The organism is Synechococcus sp. CC9616 (assembly GCF_000515235.1).
Lineage (GTDB): Bacteria > Cyanobacteriota > Cyanobacteriia > PCC-6307 > Cyanobiaceae > Parasynechococcus.
In genome coordinates this window covers 1,442,037-1,457,579 of record NZ_KI911558.1, presented here as the reverse complement: position 1 = coordinate 1,457,579, position 15,543 = coordinate 1,442,037, and the positions used below count along the sequence as shown (strand labels likewise).

At 55.7% G+C, this 15,543-nt stretch carries 19 protein-coding genes; 14 read left to right on the top strand and 5 right to left on the bottom strand.

Annotation, left to right across the window (positions count from 1 at the left end; genetic code table 11):
* The first annotated feature begins 44 nt into the window (after positions 1 to 44).
* The 5 genes from SYN9616_RS0108570 (at position 45) to SYN9616_RS15560 (ending at position 4,234) form a co-directional block, all read left to right on the top strand.
* Positions 45 to 992: a hypothetical protein gene (locus SYN9616_RS0108570; RefSeq protein WP_028952714.1), complete on the top strand. Its 948-nt coding sequence runs from the start codon at positions 45 to 47 to the stop codon at positions 990 to 992.
* A 407-nt stretch (positions 993 to 1,399) separates the two neighbouring features.
* Positions 1,400 to 1,612, top strand: coding sequence for a hypothetical protein (locus SYN9616_RS0108565; RefSeq protein WP_028952713.1), 213 nt, complete (start codon positions 1,400 to 1,402; stop codon positions 1,610 to 1,612).
* 817 nt (positions 1,613 to 2,429) lie between these two features.
* A complete protein-coding gene (locus SYN9616_RS15565; protein WP_051410996.1) occupies positions 2,430 to 3,107 on the top strand; it encodes a tetratricopeptide repeat protein in 678 nt (225 codons plus the stop codon).
* Between the two features lie 246 nt (positions 3,108 to 3,353).
* Entirely contained in the window at positions 3,354 to 3,872 is a 519-nt protein-coding gene (locus tag SYN9616_RS0108555) for a hypothetical protein (protein ID WP_028952712.1), read from the top strand.
* Between the two features lie 197 nt (positions 3,873 to 4,069).
* On the top strand, positions 4,070 to 4,234 hold the full coding sequence (locus tag SYN9616_RS15560; protein ID WP_232200220.1) for a hypothetical protein: 165 nt from the start codon (positions 4,070 to 4,072) through the stop codon (positions 4,232 to 4,234).
* Between the two features lie 154 nt (positions 4,235 to 4,388).
* Here SYN9616_RS15560 and SYN9616_RS17690 read toward each other — a convergent pair whose 3' ends face one another.
* The 3 genes from SYN9616_RS17690 to SYN9616_RS0108545 form a co-directional block, all read right to left on the bottom strand.
* Positions 4,389 to 4,541, bottom strand: coding sequence for a hypothetical protein (locus tag SYN9616_RS17690; RefSeq protein WP_232200216.1), 153 nt, complete (start codon positions 4,539 to 4,541; stop codon positions 4,389 to 4,391).
* Between the two features lie 180 nt (positions 4,542 to 4,721).
* Complete coding sequence (locus tag SYN9616_RS16510; RefSeq protein ID WP_071991441.1) at positions 4,722 to 4,889, bottom strand: DUF4278 domain-containing protein; 168 nt, start codon at positions 4,887 to 4,889, stop codon at positions 4,722 to 4,724.
* Positions 4,890 to 5,120: 231 nt separating this feature from the next.
* Positions 5,121 to 5,948 (bottom strand): phage integrase SAM-like domain-containing protein, encoded by an 828-nt coding sequence (locus SYN9616_RS0108545; protein ID WP_028952711.1) that lies wholly within the window; start codon positions 5,946 to 5,948, stop codon positions 5,121 to 5,123.
* A 41-nt stretch (positions 5,949 to 5,989) separates the two neighbouring features.
* On the opposite strand from SYN9616_RS0108545, the gene purC reads away from it, so the two are divergent.
* The 8 genes from purC (at position 5,990) to SYN9616_RS17955 (ending at position 13,366) form a co-directional block, all read left to right on the top strand.
* Positions 5,990 to 6,742 (top strand): phosphoribosylaminoimidazolesuccinocarboxamide synthase, encoded by a 753-nt coding sequence (purC, locus tag SYN9616_RS0108540; RefSeq protein WP_028952710.1) that lies wholly within the window; start codon positions 5,990 to 5,992, stop codon positions 6,740 to 6,742.
* 42 nt (positions 6,743 to 6,784) lie between these two features.
* Positions 6,785 to 9,073, top strand: coding sequence for a BamA/TamA family outer membrane protein (locus SYN9616_RS0108535; protein WP_028952709.1), 2,289 nt, complete (start codon positions 6,785 to 6,787; stop codon positions 9,071 to 9,073).
* The gene (gene lpxC / locus SYN9616_RS0108530) at positions 9,073 to 9,930 is read left to right on the top strand and encodes a UDP-3-O-acyl-N-acetylglucosamine deacetylase (protein WP_028952708.1); all 858 of its coding nucleotides are present in this window, start codon (positions 9,073 to 9,075) and stop codon (positions 9,928 to 9,930) included. The genes SYN9616_RS0108535 and lpxC overlap by 1 nt, the downstream gene beginning before the upstream one ends.
* Positions 9,927 to 10,382 carry a 3-hydroxyacyl-ACP dehydratase FabZ gene (gene fabZ, locus SYN9616_RS0108525; protein ID WP_028952707.1) on the top strand — a complete coding sequence of 152 codons (456 nt, stop codon included), beginning with the start codon at positions 9,927 to 9,929 and terminating at the stop codon, positions 10,380 to 10,382. The genes lpxC and fabZ overlap by 4 nt, the downstream gene beginning before the upstream one ends.
* 5 nt (positions 10,383 to 10,387) lie before the next feature.
* Complete coding sequence (lpxA, locus tag SYN9616_RS0108520; protein WP_028952706.1) at positions 10,388 to 11,212, top strand: acyl-ACP--UDP-N-acetylglucosamine O-acyltransferase; 825 nt, start codon at positions 10,388 to 10,390, stop codon at positions 11,210 to 11,212.
* Positions 11,212 to 12,393 (top strand): lipid-A-disaccharide synthase, encoded by a 1,182-nt coding sequence (lpxB, locus tag SYN9616_RS0108515; RefSeq protein ID WP_028952705.1) that lies wholly within the window; start codon positions 11,212 to 11,214, stop codon positions 12,391 to 12,393. The genes lpxA and lpxB overlap by 1 nt, the downstream gene beginning before the upstream one ends.
* Positions 12,390 to 13,025 (top strand): peptide-methionine (S)-S-oxide reductase MsrA, encoded by a 636-nt coding sequence (gene msrA / locus SYN9616_RS0108510; protein ID WP_051410995.1) that lies wholly within the window; start codon positions 12,390 to 12,392, stop codon positions 13,023 to 13,025. Before lpxB ends, msrA begins: the two co-directional genes overlap by 4 nt.
* A gap of 152 nt (positions 13,026 to 13,177) precedes the next feature.
* Entirely contained in the window at positions 13,178 to 13,366 is a 189-nt protein-coding gene (locus tag SYN9616_RS17955) for a hypothetical protein (RefSeq protein ID WP_071991440.1), read from the top strand.
* Here the strand turns inward: SYN9616_RS17955 and SYN9616_RS0108505 are convergent.
* Positions 13,349 to 13,606, bottom strand: coding sequence for a hypothetical protein (locus SYN9616_RS0108505; protein ID WP_028952703.1), 258 nt, complete (start codon positions 13,604 to 13,606; stop codon positions 13,349 to 13,351). The genes SYN9616_RS17955 and SYN9616_RS0108505 overlap by 18 nt on opposite strands.
* 3 nt (positions 13,607 to 13,609) lie before the next feature.
* Positions 13,610 to 15,085: a leucyl aminopeptidase gene (locus SYN9616_RS0108500; protein WP_028952702.1), complete on the bottom strand. Its 1,476-nt coding sequence runs from the start codon at positions 15,083 to 15,085 to the stop codon at positions 13,610 to 13,612.
* Positions 15,086 to 15,107: 22 nt separating this feature from the next.
* On the opposite strand from SYN9616_RS0108500, the gene SYN9616_RS17310 reads away from it, so the two are divergent.
* Positions 15,108 to 15,257 (top strand): hypothetical protein, encoded by a 150-nt coding sequence (locus SYN9616_RS17310; protein ID WP_156918737.1) that lies wholly within the window; start codon positions 15,108 to 15,110, stop codon positions 15,255 to 15,257.
* Positions 15,258 to 15,543: the final 286 nt, after the last annotated feature.

The following is a 15,543-nucleotide window of genomic DNA, read 5'->3' as shown; positions in this document are numbered from 1 at the left end:
GCGTGATGTGCCTCGTAGGTTTCCTTTGTAGACCGCAGACCGCCATGGGGACCGCACCCTTTGCTCTGGTGATGCTGTTGCTGGCTGCGGCACCCTCCGCTCCGGAACAGCTTTCCTCGCAGGAGCCCCAGCCCATGGCTGAGGAGTCCTTCCAGACGTTGCTGCTCGAAGGGACTCTTGCAGAGCTGGAGCATGGCTGCGTTGAAGCGGCCGCCTTCGGATTGTCGGATCGTCAGCAGCAGCTCCGAGACCGTTTGCTCAGCTTCAACACGACATCTCAAACGATGGATGAGGTGCTGACCAATGCCCGGGTGTTGCTGATCTGTCGTTCTCCTGACGGAGCTCGCACGGTGTTGAGCCGTTATCTCCCGGGATTTGGCGCTGAACGGGAACGCTGGTTGCGGCTCAGCTGGCAGGCGGCCGATGCGGCCCTGGATCATCCGCGAGCGGCCCGGGCGTTGCGGCGGTTGGTGAATGGAGATCTGATGGCGCTTGAGCAGCTGGAACTGGTCGAGGCTCCTGATGCTTCAGCAGAACCGGGTGAGCCGATCACGGTGAATGGGCTTGATCAACTGGCGCACCATGAGGCAGCTGCCGGTGATCGGCTTGCGGCGGCGGAGGTGTTGCTGTCCGGACGGACCACTGGAGCTGTGGCGGCGCGGCGACTGGGACTGGCAGCGGAACTTCTGGAGGAAGCGGATCTTGATCGCGCCGATCAGTTGCTGGAGCTGGCTCTTGATCAGGCTGCTGCCGATGAAGCCTGGGGTTTGGCGGTGGATCTGCTGCGTGTGCAGTTGCGTCTGCAGCTCGCTGCCGGTGGCGATGGCGAGCGTCCCAGGCAGCGATTGGAGCGACTCACGGCTCGGTTGGATGATCAATACAGCAGCTGGCAGCTACAGGGCGGAGGAGAACCGGGGCCGTCCTTGCGTTCCCCGCGGGAGCCCGGTGGCCATGCTGATGTTGGGGAGCCCACGGATGCACCGACGCCATGACCCCTGATCTCGGTGTGCACATTGGCCTCGGACACCAGACTTCTGCACCGACTGCTCAGGGCAGTGAAGCCAAACGCCGCGGAACTTATTAATAACTACTTTGGAAGTGTCAAAGGCAGCTTGCTTCTTGAGTCGTTAACACCGTAATCAGTATGGATGAGCTTTCGAGCTAAATGCAAGATCGAATGAATCTCAATATGATGTGATAAATCTCCTTTGACACTTTGATCCTTTTAGCTTGAAGCTTGTTTAAGGTCGCCTTGCGGCTGTCATTCTGAGGGAATTGTTTTGGCAGATCTCGATCGTTGAAGAGCATTGGTTTGCGAAAGCCCTGTCTCGGAAGCTGTCTCGAAATACCAGATCGAACGCAAGACTATGCTTAGAGTAGGAGGCCATTTAGAAAGAAGATGTTCGGCAAATTTCCGGTGCTGCGCAGAGTGTCTATTTACATCATTTTGAGCTATGCAGCCTTGGTGCTTGTAAATAATAGTGGCTATGAACTGGACAATATGTGGATCATCTATGCACCGATGTTTATAGGAATTTATATCTTTTCAAGATGGCTTGATAGCAAGCTTCCAGCCCCCACCGCAAGCCAGGAAAACGAGAAGCAAGACTGAGCGGCATGTTCGGTCAACATTCGATGTTCCTCTGCCGCTTCGCGCCTGCTTCTCTACTGTTCGTCAGTGAGGCAGGCTGCGCATCAGCCAAGACTCATAAATAAAGAATAAAAGGAAGAAAATAACGATGCTGACAACGAGGAGTTTGCCGCTCATTTGTTGGTCTCCATTGGATGTGGCCTTGATGCAACTACGATGAAAAGTAACATAATTAATCTAAGGTCTCATTGAATAATCGGAAAAGGTTTCTGTACTTCTTGTGTACGTGCTTATACATTGTTCTTGAAATCCATTACGGGCTGTCCAGTGTAGGAGAATGATCCTTGTCATAGCCAAGAGTGTCTTGCGTTGTTCAATCGTTTTGTCTTGCGCTGAAAAGCTAGTTATGAGCAATCGACCGACTCATCGTTGCGGCCATACCGGCACATCATTTTTATGTCTTCTGTTGTCTCTCAAGCTTTTCTCTTTTTGCTTAATGTAGATAAAATTTGCCATGCAGTTGCAATACTTGGCTTTCTGAATCCTGTAGTCATCATCCATTTCCTCAAAACCCATGCAGTTCTTTTTAAAAACATCGGATGGATTTTGTTTGGTATCAGCAAAGACTGGAGAACCGCTAAGTAGCAAAGTACCGATGAGTGGAACAGTTAGCTCTAAGTAATGACCTCATGGAAAATGACATCAAGTTCTGAGCCCTTATATCGTATGCATCAGGACGCACAGCTGACCCCATGGCGGGTTTTTATGTACTTGTAGATCAGATACAGAAAGGCTTGTTAATAAGGGCTAGAGATGGAGAGTCCATGCAGCCCTAAGCATGCTTCGCGTCACAACTGCCTTTGCGGCTGCCTTATCCCTGTTCTTGCCAGTAGGACGCTCGCTGCTTGTAGGGCTGACTCCTGGCGGTGGAATTGGCGCAGCGCTGCTGTCGATAAAGGCAGCCTACGCACAGAGTGCTACCGATCTGTTGGATTCAGGGCTTGATAAAGCAGAAAGTGGAAATCTAAAAGGGGCTATTGCTGATTGGACTAAGGCAATCGAGATGTATCCTCGATATGGAATTGCTTATTACAATCGTGGGGTTGCAAGATATGCATTAGGCGATTTTAGGGGCGCCATTGCTGATTACACAAAAGCAATCGAGTACGATCCTAATTATGCTTCGGCCTATAACAATCGTGGCAATTCCAAGGATAGATTAAAGGATCATCAGGGGGCCATTTCTGATTACACAAAGGCGATTGAGATCAAGCCTAAGTATTCAAGAGCGTATTTCAATCGTGGCAACTCCAAGGATGAATTAAAAGATTATCAAGGAGCGATTTTTGATTATACAAAGGCGATTAAATTCAGTCCCGAATATTATAAGGCTTATACCAACCGCGGCATTACTTTAGAAAAAGCAGGTAATCTGAAAGACGCCTGTAAGGACTGGAAAAAGGCAGTAAATCTAGGGGATACCAAGCCGATTGAATGGGTAAGAAATCAGTGCTGACATCTGTCGCTGTCTGATTCAAACGCTTTCAATGCATTCCCCCGTCATCCAATGGCGGGGTTATTTGTTGCCCGTGGTTCAACAGTGCAACAGCGGGGAACACTTCAGGCAGACACCTCTGACCAATGCCCCTTGTTGGCAACCGCATAGTGTCAAAGATTTATTTGAAAAACGCCTGATACTGCATTTGTTTGATGTTTTTACTCATAATGCATGCTAGTTTGATAAGAGTATTTTTTTGGTTTGATGAAATTTCTTGGTGAATGGATCCCGCAAACCTCAGACAAGCGAAAAATAAAAGGTTATATTGATGTCTCCGAAGATCATGGATATGATGACACCATTAAATATTTTCAAATCAACAAGAATGGTGCCCACAAGATATGGGGACAAAAAAACTCGTCTAAGCGAGGACGTCTAGAGTATAAAAATTCTGCAAAAGCCAGCAAGTTAGATGGTTGGAATAAGAAGACAAGCTTCGTGCTCCTTATGGCGGATATGGCGCAATTAAATGAGTCGTTCGGAAATGCAATCCTAGATTCTGATTGCAATATCATATTTTATCCAAAAGAGCAATTTAAATCGCCTCAGAGTGTATATAGCCAGCACTCCTATTGGGAAGAGGATCTCTATTCGGTGACCCAGCTATCCAATGTCTACCCATCGGATAGCAATTTTATGGAGCTTTCTAATCTTTTTGATAGTAGCAATGCCGTTCCTACGGGGCAAATCACTTTTTTCTCTAAAGGTCAGTCAAGTTGTTAATTTCTTGATGGTTCGCTTGCGGCCCGTCCTGAGATAGATGTTCCCTAATACTCATGTGTGTTCAAATAAATTCTTTGTCGGCTCGGATTACAGTAATTTCTTAGTTCAGTTTATGGATTGTCAATTTCCACACTTCTCGCTAACGGGGGTATTGGTTGAGCTGAGGGGGGAGCACTTCAAGCAGTTACGTCTGACCCATGACTCTCGACACCCGTATTGCCCTCTGCTTGCTTGAACAACTCGGCGCAGAACTCAGAGCCATTGACCCTGAAACTTTCAAACCCTGGCTATTTGGCGGTGTTCAAGGACTAGGGAAGCCAGCAGTAGAGGAGCTGCTGCTGAACTGGCTAGCCCCTTCCTGACTGAAGAAGAGAAGGACAGGCTGATTGCTTGGTGTATGGGAGTGAGCCTGTAGTGCTTCAGGTGAGAAGGCGATCTGCTCTTTCGATGAGAACCTTCTCTTTTAGCCAGCTTCCGGCGCCCAACCCATTTGCTTCCTCGTGCCTACAAAAACCGTCAGTCCACCGGCTCGCAGTGGTTGCCATCACAGCTCAGACCGCACTGCGGCTGTTTCATGCCGTACTGCCAAGGTCTACGCATGGCCCAGTACATGTCTACTAGGCCGAAGAGGTAGGAACCGAAGCGTTGCAGAAGGGAGCGGTGTTTCATGGCTTCAACGTGCCAACGCAACAGAGGCCTCGACAATGGATCGCACTGGATCCTTAACAAAGCCAGCTCTTCAGTTCTGAGAACGATGTTTGTGAGAGGGTGGTAACCGCTAGGACGTAGGCGACTTTGGCAAAAGAATCCCCCGCCAGAGGCAGGGGCTGGGGGTTCATTCAGCCGCGATCACTTGGTGTAGGAAACGCCCCGGTAGGTCAAGCCTGGATGTGGGTTTTGAGCGACTTCCGCGCGACAGGTGTTGTAGTGCTCACGGCGGTAGGTCAGCTGAACACAAGCTTTGGGTGAAGGTGCTTGAGCTTTGTAGGACTGTCCTCTGTAGAGAAGAGCTGTCATGACTGGTTCCTCAGAAAAGTCCAAGTCCCCGTTCCGTGGCTTGGATTGTCTGCGCCTCGCTGTGGCGAGGTGAACGTTTTGGTAGCAGTTGCTACAAGATTTTTATACAGGGTGGGTCAGCCCCTCTGACGTTCAGGTGGATGCAAACAGCGTTTTTCTTTGCAGTTACATTGCCTAAGGCGCCCAGCCCATTTCCTTCTGCCAGGTCGGCGCCCATTGACTGAGGCGTTGTTACTGGATCCCGTTGCGGATTTTCTCGGAAAATCTCCTGTTGCTGTCCGACTCGTCCTGATAGACCCGGAGCAATTCCCTCATCTCCGGCGATACGGCTTCGTGGCGAGCGGCCGCCGTCGCCTTGGTTTTGATGCATCTCAGGCTGATGCAATCAAAGGGGTTGGTCTTTATCCATCCCTCGTCTTTAGCCACGTTAAATAGACCCTTTACAGACCTGATCCTTGACTTAGTTGTATTGCCACCACAGGTATCAATTAAATGGTCTCTGTATTTCCTTGCATCATCCTCAGTGAATTCATCAATGCATTGACGGTTTACAACTGACATCGCCTTGCTGATGTATGCCATCCAAGTTCTCTTAGTTGATGGTGCAGGTTGCTTCAGGCGTGCTGCCAGGTTCACAAGATCCTCAGCTTTTCTGCCCTTACCTTCCTGACGCTCTACGAGCCTCTGCGCCGCCTCTTCGCTAAATCGGGGATAGAGGTCTTGAGGCGTTAGCTGGTCCTCAACAGTGACCTCAACCTCTTGCCCATCAACTTCCTTGAAGTCCCTGGTGATGACAGTCAGAGGATCAGGAGTCAGGTTCTCGTCAATGTGCTTCAGCAGTGCTGGTGTGACCTCACCCCGATGCTGAGCAATCAGCACGTCCGTCTTGTTCAAGCCCTCTACAACGGCCTTCCTGGCCTCTGTGAGCGTGTTCCCTGCCTTCCAACGCCATAGGCGCTGACCGATGGGCCTAACAAGGTCTGCAGGCACCTTCCGTTGGAAGTAGAAACCTGCCCTTCCGGGTAGCTTGACGAGGTACGGCGTGGCGGTGGTAATCACAGTTTAGCCTGACCACCACACAATGCCTGCTATTACGGCGGATCATGCCTGACCACGGAGAACTGCTGTACGAGGGGAAAGCCAAACGGATTTACGCCGTGACCAATCCCGATCAGGTGCTGGTTGAGTTCAAGAACGACGCGACGGCCTTCAATGCGCAGAAAAAGGCCCAGCTGGCTGACAAGGGTCGTCTGAATTGTCAGATCTCAGCACGTTTGTTCGAGCTGTTGGAAACAGCTGGCATCCCCAGTCACTACGTCGGTTTGGCGGGGGAGACCTGGATGTTGGTGAAACGGGTTGAGATCATCCCGCTCGAGGTTGTGCTGCGCAACATCGCGACCGGATCGCTCTGTCGTCAGACACCGATTGCTGAGGGAACCCCGATCAGCCCCGCCCTCTTCGACCTGTACTTCAAAGATGATGCCCTTGCTGATCCCCTGCTCACCGAAGCACGTGTGCGCTTGCTCGGGGTTGCTGACGAGTCCCAATTGTCAGCGATTGAACAACTGGCGAGACGCGTGAATGCTGCGTTGAGCCCTTTTTTTGAGGGAATTGGTCTGCAACTAGTTGATTTCAAGCTTGAGCTCGGCATCACAAGCTCCGGCGAGCTGCTGCTGGCTGATGAAATAAGCCCAGACACATGCAGGCTCTGGGACCTGAACAGCACCGACGCCAAAGATCGGATTCTGGACAAGGACCGTTTTCGTAAGGATCTCGGGGGCGTCATGGAGGCCTACGGGGAGGTCCTCAAACGGGTCCAAGCCTCTACCTCTAACCCCCGGAACTGCATGTAAGTTCAGCGCACGTTTTGTGGCTCCGGCCTGGAATCCGTCTCGATGATTCGACGTTCCTCCTGCCGCTCCGCAGTTGCTGTCCGGCAGGGTGCACTTGGATTGGCTCTTGGATTGCCTCTGCTGGCAGCTCCTTTGCGAGCTGAGTCGGTGCCCGATATCGCTCAGTCGGACCCCCTTCCGGTTGAGGTGATTCCTGAGGAGGAGGTTTCTCAGGCCTTTGAAGAGACAGTCACGGAGACCGAGTCGGTCGAGGTTGATCAGGTTCCTGGTGACGCGCCAGTCGTCACCGAACAGGAAACGCTGATCGAGCAGGAAACGGTGATTGAAGAACCTCGGGTTCTGATCTCTGAGGTTCTGATCGAAGGAATCAGTGGTCACCCTGAGGAGGAGCGTCTGCAGGTGGCTGCCTACGACGCCATGCAGGTGCGTCCTGGGAACCTTGTGACCCGTTCAGAACTTCAGCGGGATCTCAATGCCATCCAGGCAACCGGTTGGTTCTCCGATGTGCGCATCACTCCTGTAGACGGGCCACTGGGTGTGCAGGTGATCGTGCAGGTGGACCCTTTCCCCACCCTCACGGCAGTTGAACTGAATCCCCCCTCCGAGCAGTTGCCCACCGCCGTTGTGGAGGACGCCTTCGGTGCCGATTACGGCCGCACGCTGAATCTCAACGACCTGCAGCAGCGCATGAAAGAGCTGCAGAAATGGTTCGCAGATGAGGGCTATTCCCTGGCAAGGATCACCGGCCCGGAAAGGGTCAGTCCGGACGGTCTCGTGACCCTGAAACTCACCCAGGGAATAGTGGCGGGCGTGGAAGTTTCCTTCATAGATAACGAGGGAGAAACTGAGGATGAGAACGGCAATCCGATCAAGGGAAAAACCAAGAACTGGGTTGTTACCCGTGAAATCTCCACCAAACCCGGAGATATTTTTAATCGCAAAACTCTCGAGGCCGATATCAGGCGCCTTTACGGAACCAGTCTGTTCAGCGATGTGAAGGTGACGCTGAAGCCTGTACCTGAGTCTCCAGGAGAGGTGATCATTGTTCTGGGCATCGTCGAGCAGTCCACCGGTCAGCTCTCTGGTGGCCTCGGCTACAGCCAAAGCCAGGGTGTGTTCGGCCAGGTTCAGCTGCAGGATTCCAACCTGTTCGGGCGCGCCTGGAATCTCGGGCTCAATCTTACCTACGGCCAGTACGGCGGCTTGGCGAATCTCACCTTCACGGATCCCTGGATCTACGGCGACGCGCATCGCACGTCCTTCTCAGGAGCCCTATTCCTCAGCCAGGAGGTGCCCCAGGGTTTCCAAAGCGAAAGCAATGGCAACATCCGCACGGTCGACGGCTATGTCGATAACGGCAATAAATATGCGTATAACACCAGAAGCGATAACAATCCTGCCGACCGCAAATTCAATTCTGTTAACAAGGCTGAGGATGAGTATCCAAATAAAAGTTGGTTCGAATTCGAAGGCGATTCGATTGCTCTGCGTAAAACCGGAGGCAGGATTGTTTTCGTTCGTCCACTGAACGGAAGCCCCTATGAGCCTGGACCCTGGAAGGGCTTGCTGGGATTGTCCATCGCCAATGTTCGGCCCATCAACTTTCTGGGCGAGTCCCGTCCTTACGGTGCCTCAACGTACAACTACAAGAACGGACGCACGAAAAACAAGGATGTGATTTGTGTGTCCTACAACTGTGCGGACAGCAACGACCTGGTCTCATTCCGTATCGGTGCGACGTACAACAATTTCAACGACCCTCGCAATCCCACGAGCGGCAATTTCTTCACAGCCACAACGGAGCAATTCGTGGGAGTGAACGAAGATTCCCCCACCTTCAATCGTTTGAGGGGAACGTATACCCAGTTCTTCCCTGTGAATTGGTTGAAATTGCACAAGGGTTGTCGTCCCAAGCCGGGAGAGGTCGCTGAGTGCCCTCAGGCCATTGGTGTTCAGGTGAAGGCAGGTGCCATCGTCGGAGAAATGCCCCCCTATGAAGCCTTCTGCATGGGTGGTTCTAATTCCATCCGTGGCTGGTACGACTGCGACCTTGGCGTTTCTCAGAGCTTCGGTGAAATCACGTTGGAATACCGCTTCCCCCTGATCAGCATCCTCCAGGGTGAGGTGTTCGTGGATGCCGGCACCGACTTCGGTACCCAGAAGAACGTCCCTGGTAAGCCAGGCCTGCTGCTGAACAAGGATGGATCCGGCGTATCGGTGGGTACTGGCGTGATCGTGTCCACTCCGGTGGGGCCGCTTCGTTTGGAAGTAGCCAGCAAGGACTTCAGTGGCGACTGGCGCTTCAATCTGGGAGTCGGCTGGAAGTTCTAGTGACCAACTGGCCACAGGACTATTCAGAAGCATGGACTCTGAGTCGTGCGGTGTCGCGCGCGGGAGTGGGTCTGCATAGCGGTCGTGAAGCCGACGTTGAGCTGCTGCCCTCTGATCTGGCTGGAGTTCACCTCAGTTTCTGCGGTGATAGCCGTCCGCCGCAGCTCCTGCGTCCCGATCAGGTTCGCGACAGTGCCCTCTGCACAACGCTCGTGCTGGGGGAGCGGCGAGTCGCCACGGTGGAGCATCTGCTGGCGGCCCTTGTGGGGTGTGGCCTCAGCCATGTGGAGATCCGGTTGAGTGGCGATGAAGTGCCGCTTCTGGATGGTTCAGCCCAGAACTGGGTGGAGGCGATCGCGGAGGCGGGTCTGACGCCGGCGAGCAGTCCCCGCCCCCAACAGCCCACGCTGCAGCAACCTCTGGTGCGTGCACGGGGCAGCAGTGTGATCACAGCCACGCCAGCGGAACGGTTCTCTCTGGTTGGTGTGATCGACTTTCCTCAGGCAGCCATTGGACGTCAGCAGCTGTCGATCGAGCTCACCCCCGAGCGGTTCGTAAATGAGATCGCGCCGGCTCGGACCTTTGGATTCCGTGATCAGGTGGATCAGTTGCGAGCTGCGGGCCTGATTCAGGGGGGCGCTCTCGACAATGCCCTGGTTTGCGATGGTGATCAGTGGCTCAATCCACCCTTGCGATTCCCGGATGAACCCGTGCGCCATAAGATCCTGGACCTGATCGGTGATCTGGCCTTGGTGGGTTTCCCGCAGGCCCAGGTGCTCGTCTACCGGGGATCCCATGGACTGCACACCGAGCTTGCCGCCGCACTTCAGGACGCCAGCCTCACCCCTGCCCTGTGACTGATTCTCCCGCCGTCGATGTTGTGCTCAATAGTGAGCAGATCGCTGGCTTGCTGCCCCACCGTTATCCCTTTGCCCTGGTGGATCGGGTGATCGCCTATGAGCCTGGCGTTTCAGCCGTCGCGATCAAGAACATCACGATGAATGAGCCCCAGTTCCAGGGCCATTTCCCCGATCGCCCGCTGATGCCGGGTGTGCTGATCGTTGAAGCGATGGCCCAGGTGGGTGGGTTGATTGTGACCCAAATGCCCGACCTGCCAAAGGGTCTGTTCGTGTTTGCCGGTATCGATGGGGTTCGGTTTCGACGTCCCGTGGTCCCGGGAGATCAGTTGAACATCCGTTGCGAACTGCTCAGTCTCAAACGCAAGCGCTTCGGTAAGGTCCGCGCCGAGGCAACGGTGGATGGTCAGCTGGTGTGTTCCGGCGAGCTGATGTTCTCTCTGGTGGACTGAGACCCATGAGCGAGAAGCGATCCATCCAGATTCATGACAAGGCGGTGGTGGACGCCAAGGCGGAGATCGCTGCTGGGGTGGTGATTGGTCCGGGTGCCGTGGTCGGACCAGATGTGGTGATCGGCGAAAACTGCTGGATCGGCCCGAATGCCGTTTTGGAGGGGCGCCTCACATTGGGTCGGGATAACAAGGTGTTCCCTGGTGCTTGTCTTGGCCAGGAGCCTCAGGATCTCAAGTATCGCGGAGCCTCCACGGAGGTTGTCATCGGCGATGGCAACACGATCAGAGAGTGCGTCACGATCAACCGCGCCACCGATGAGGGGGAGCGCACCAGCATCGGCGATCGCAATCTGTTGATGGCTTATTGCCACCTGGGCCATAACTGCGAGCTTGGCAACGGCATAGTGATGTCCAATGCCATCCAGGTGGCCGGCCACGTGATCATTGAAGATCGCGCTGTGATCGGTGGTTGCCTTGGGATCCACCAGTTCGTGCACATCGGTGGCATGGCGATGGTGGGCGGGATGACACGGGTAGACCGGGATGTTCCGCCGTACTGCCTGGTGGAGGGCCACCCCGGCAGGGTGCGGGCCCTGAACAAGGTGGGGCTGCGTCGCAGCGGTCTGGCCTCCAGTCGCGGCGGAGACGAGCTGAAGCAGCTGCAGGACGTCTGGAATCTGATCTATCGCTCCGATCACGTGATCGCTGAAGGCCTGAAGCAGGCCCGCGAGCAGGAGCTTCTGCCTGCGGCTGAACACCTCTGCAGCTTTCTGGAGGCATCGATCAGCAAGGGCCGTCGAGGGCCGATGCCAGCTCTAGGCAGCCGCTGATGGTGCGGCTGCTGATCAGCACCGGTGAAGTGTCCGGTGATCTGCAGGGCAGCCTGTTGATCGATGCCTTGCGTCGGGAGGCATCGCGGCGCGGCATCAGCCTTGAGTTGTTGGCGCTTGGTGGTGTGCGGATGCAGAAGGCCGGCGCGGAACTGCTGGAGGACACGGCACCGATGGGTGCCATTGGCCTCTGGGAGGCAATCCCCCTGATTCTTCCCACCCTGCGGCTTCAGGCGCGGGTGGACCGGATGCTGAGATCCTCCCCCCTCGACGGTGTGGTGCTGATTGATTACGTGGGGGCGAATGTGCGTCTGGGACGCAAGTTGCGGAAGCAGCACGCAAAGTTGCCGATCACGTACTACATCGCTCCACAGGAGTGGGCCTGGCGTTTCGGCGATGGCAGCACCACGGAGCTGCTGGGTTTCACCGATCGGATCCTGGCGATTTTCCCGGCGGAGGCGGAGTTTTATTCCTCCCGTGGCGCAGATGTCACCTGGGTGGGGCATCCACTGCTGGACAGCGTCCGGGACCTGCCCGACCGGCAGGAGGCGCGGAGCCGTCTGGGTCTGGCGCCGGATGCCCCGGTGCTGCTGCTCCTGCCAGCCTCCCGTCCGCAGGAGCTCAAGTACCTGATGCCCCATCTGGCGGAGGCGGCCGCTCAGTTGCAGGTTCGTTTCCCTGGCTTGCAGGTATTGGTCCCGGCGGGACTGAAGCGGTTTGAGCAACCGCTTGAAGAGGCCCTCAAGCGGGCCGGGGTTCAGCAGGCGCGGGTGATCGGCGCGGGAGAAGCCGATGGCTTGAAGAAATCCCTGTTTGCGGCAGCTGACCTGGCTCTCGGCAAGTCAGGCACGGTGAATCTGGAGTTGGCGCTCCAGGGGGTGCCACAGGTGGTGGGCTATCGCGTCAGTCGGGTCACAGCATTTGTGGCGAAACACCTGTTGCGTTTCCAGGTGGATCACATCTCCCCGGTGAATCTTCTGCTGAAGGAACGACTGGTGCCGGAACTGCTTCAGGATCAACTCACCGCAGAGGCGCTGGTTGCAGAAGCGCTGCCTCTTCTGGAGCAGGCTTCTGTTCGTCAGCGGATGCTCGACGGTTATGACCGTCTGCGCGCCACCCTGGGGCAGCCCGGCGTCACCGATCGTGCCGCCGCGGCGATTCTCGATCAGGTAACGGCATGACGCGGGCGCTGGCCATCTTGATGACGATCTGGTTCTGGTGGGCTCTGCCCGCCGGAGCAGCGGATCTGGAAACAGCGGTGTTCGCTGGGGGCTGCTTCTGGTGCATGGAGCATGACCTTGAGTCCCTACCTGGCGTCGTGGAGGTAATCAGCGGCTACAGCGGCGGCCATGTCGACAACCCCACCTACCGCCAGGTGAGCAGCGAGACCACCGGCCATCAGGAGGTGGTGCAAGTGCGCTTTGATCCTGCTCAGCTCCGTTACAGCGCGCTGCTGCGCAGTTACTGGCGCAATGTCGATCCAGTCGATGGAGAGGGGCAGTTCTGTGATCGAGGGGATTCCTACAGGCCGGTGATTTTCACCGCTGACGCGGCCCAGGCCCATGAAGCGGAGGCGAGTGCACAGGCCGCTGCCCTGGAGCTTGGACGACGACGGTCTGATCTGATGGTGGAGATGCGCAACGGAGAGCGTTTCTGGCCGGCGGAGGACTACCACCAGAACTACGCCGAAAACAACGCGGTGAAATACAACTTTTATCGCTTCAGCTGCGGGCGCGATCGGCGACTCGACACGGTCTGGGGAGAGCGAGCAAGACAATCAGCGGCCTGGACCAACCCCGGCAAATCCGAGTGAATCCTTAAGAAGTTGATCATCAACCTGTGAAAAATATAAAATCCGCGACAGGTTTTGAGGCATCCAGTTCTCAGTGAACAGCAGGGTTTTCCCCCCTAGTCCATGCTTGATGCAGCTCGTACCATCAGAAGCGAGAGAGCGGGAGGGTATGTATGTATTTGCTGACCATTAAAGATGGTCTAGGGACCCGTCATATCGGTCCCTACGACTCACCGAAGCACGCTTCGGATGATCTGGATCGCGTTTTGTCGTCCTGTTCGGATCGTGCTCGCTGGCAGATCCACGCCCTGGAAACGCCTGATCGTTGTAGTGGTGCGCCGAAGTTAGCCGTCGCTTCCTGAACTGCCGCGACGACGTCGGCCTGGAAATCCTTTCGTCATGCCGCTGTCGATCATCAGGCCGACGCCGGCGTTGATGCAGATCAGGCTGATGGTTCCATACCAGAACCAGGGTCCGGCCTCTTTCCCAAGCATCTGCAGCACGCGTCGACTGACGGCTTCACCGAAAAGGCAGAGCCCCACCGGTAAGAGCAGAACTCCCAGCTGTGCCTTTAAGTACCAGCGGAGCGATGAGGGATTCATTGTTCAGGCCGCCTGGTTGCAAACCCAGTTCACCAGGGTTCGCACGCCATAACCCGTCGCACCCGGTGGGTCAGCTCCTCGGCCCTTGTCAGACCAGACCGTTCCAGCGATGTCAATGTGGGCCCAGGCCGTGCCCTTGGCCACGAAATGCTCGAGAAACAGTGCCGCGGTGATCGATCCACCAGGCCGTGGCCCTGTGTTTTTCATGTCCGCCAGTTTTGACTTCAATCCGTCCTTGTAGGACTTGCGCAGAGGCATTCTCCAGAGCCCCTCGCAGGCCGTATCGGCTGCCCCCTGCAGCCCTTCAGCCAGGACTTCATCGTTGCTCCAGAAGCCAGCCATTTCGTCGCCCAGGGCGACCACGCAAGCTCCGGTCAGGGTGGCCAGGTCAACGACAGCATCCGGCTTCTGTTCGCATGCGAACAGAAGAGCATCGGCAAGGGTGAGGCGCCCTTCGGCGTCGGTGTTGTTGATCTCGATGGTGGTGCCGTCTGCGGCGGTGACGATGTCGCCGGGATGAACGGCCGAACCGTTGATCATGTTTTCGCAGGCAGCCACCACCATGTGCACCTCAACGCCTGCAGGTCGCCGTTCGGCGATCGAACGCATCGCACCCAGAACGGCAGCACTGCCGCCCATGTCGAATTTCATCATGTCGATCTGGGCGCCACCCACTTTGAGGTTGTAACCGCCGGAGTCAAACGTGAGGCCTTTGCCCACAAGGGCCAGCCTTCGCTTGATATCACCACTTGGTTTGTAGACCAGATGGATGAATTTGGGTTCGAGGTCAGAGCCCTGACTCACCGAGAGATAGGCACCCATGCCGCGGGTCTCGCAATCGCTGCGCTCCAGCACGGTGAGCTGCAGGTTGTGATCCTTGGCCAATTGCTGAGCGGTGTCCGCCAGCACCTTTGGGGTGACTTCGTTGGGTGGTGCCGCCACGAGCTGACGGGCCAGCTCCACACCGGCGCAGTCGGCACTCACGCCGTCAAGGCCTGCCTCTGCTGCAGAGGGCAGCCCGATCAATTCAACAGCTTCGGGCAACCGTCGCGGTTCAGGCTCTTTGCGAAAGCGTTGATCGGCATAGAGCGCCAGGCGCACCGCTTCTGCGGCAGCGGCGGCGGCAGCGTTGGGTTCAAAGCCATCCCAAGGCAGCTGCAGGCCAAGGCTGCCTGTGAAGCCGCTCGATGCCTTGGCGGCCTTGGCTGCGGCACTGCGCAGACTGGTCAGGGTGAAGGCTTCCGGCTCGCCAAGGCCCAGAACAACAAGGCGCTTTGGACCCTGGGGATCCAGCAGGTTGAACACCACCTGCTCGCCAGATTTTGCTTTGAAATCCTGCTGTTCCAGGGCGCTGCCGAGACCGCTGAAACGTTGCTCGAGGGTGCCGCGACTGGTGCCGGCATCGTCCTTCAGCAGGCCAACCACCAGAACATCTCCGTTCCAGTCCTGCAGAGCGGCGGATGAAAGGGAAGGCCGCATGTTGCGAGAGCCGTTGCAAACAGTGAGCGTAGCGAGCCCTGATGATGACCCGGTACCGTCTGCTCCTGCTGTCCAGGCTTTGGTGCTTCAGAACGTCGCGCTGCTGGCGATCGCTGCCCTCATCGGGGTCACCCCTTTGGTGTGGGTGATTCTTTACCCACCAGGGACTTGATCAACCCACGTACGGCTGTGGTGAAGATTTGCTGGTGTCAGGAACGATGCTTCAAGAATCACCATTGATGGCTTGTCAGATATGGAGTGATTACCAATTGTATTGATTGTTTATTATGAGGGGAAAATTTTTGTTGGCCAATAAAATATTGATTGCAGATTGAAGGATTGGTTTCAAATTGGGCCGAAACAAACGCAAAAAATTGTTATTGGTTTTGAGAGAGTATTTTAATCGTCAACTCAGCGTCATCTGGAGATTGGAACTACCGCAGGTAATCAAGAAGAGC

Coding starts and splice junctions, on each gene's coding strand:
- SYN9616_RS0108570 (WP_028952714.1), top strand. CDS start 45: ATGGGGACCGCACCCTTTGCTCTGGTGATGCTGTTGCTGGCTGCGGCA.
- SYN9616_RS16510 (WP_071991441.1), bottom strand. CDS start 4,889: ATGACAGCTCTTCTCTACAGAGGACAGTCCTACAAAGCTCAAGCACCT.
- msrA (WP_051410995.1), top strand. CDS start 12,390: ATGACGCGGGCGCTGGCCATCTTGATGACGATCTGGTTCTGGTGGGCT.
- SYN9616_RS15560 (WP_232200220.1), top strand. CDS start 4,070: ATGACTCTCGACACCCGTATTGCCCTCTGCTTGCTTGAACAACTCGGC.
- SYN9616_RS0108555 (WP_028952712.1), top strand. CDS start 3,354: ATGAAATTTCTTGGTGAATGGATCCCGCAAACCTCAGACAAGCGAAAA.
- lpxB (WP_028952705.1), top strand. CDS start 11,212: ATGGTGCGGCTGCTGATCAGCACCGGTGAAGTGTCCGGTGATCTGCAG.
- SYN9616_RS17690 (WP_232200216.1), bottom strand. CDS start 4,541: ATGAAACACCGCTCCCTTCTGCAACGCTTCGGTTCCTACCTCTTCGGC.
- lpxA (WP_028952706.1), top strand. CDS start 10,388: ATGAGCGAGAAGCGATCCATCCAGATTCATGACAAGGCGGTGGTGGAC.
- SYN9616_RS0108500 (WP_028952702.1), bottom strand. CDS start 15,085: ATGCGGCCTTCCCTTTCATCCGCCGCTCTGCAGGACTGGAACGGAGAT.
- SYN9616_RS0108505 (WP_028952703.1), bottom strand. CDS start 13,606: ATGAATCCCTCATCGCTCCGCTGGTACTTAAAGGCACAGCTGGGAGTT.
- SYN9616_RS17955 (WP_071991440.1), top strand. CDS start 13,178: ATGTATTTGCTGACCATTAAAGATGGTCTAGGGACCCGTCATATCGGT.
- SYN9616_RS0108565 (WP_028952713.1), top strand. CDS start 1,400: ATGTTCGGCAAATTTCCGGTGCTGCGCAGAGTGTCTATTTACATCATT.
- SYN9616_RS0108535 (WP_028952709.1), top strand. CDS start 6,785: ATGATTCGACGTTCCTCCTGCCGCTCCGCAGTTGCTGTCCGGCAGGGT.
- SYN9616_RS15565 (WP_051410996.1), top strand. CDS start 2,430: ATGCTTCGCGTCACAACTGCCTTTGCGGCTGCCTTATCCCTGTTCTTG.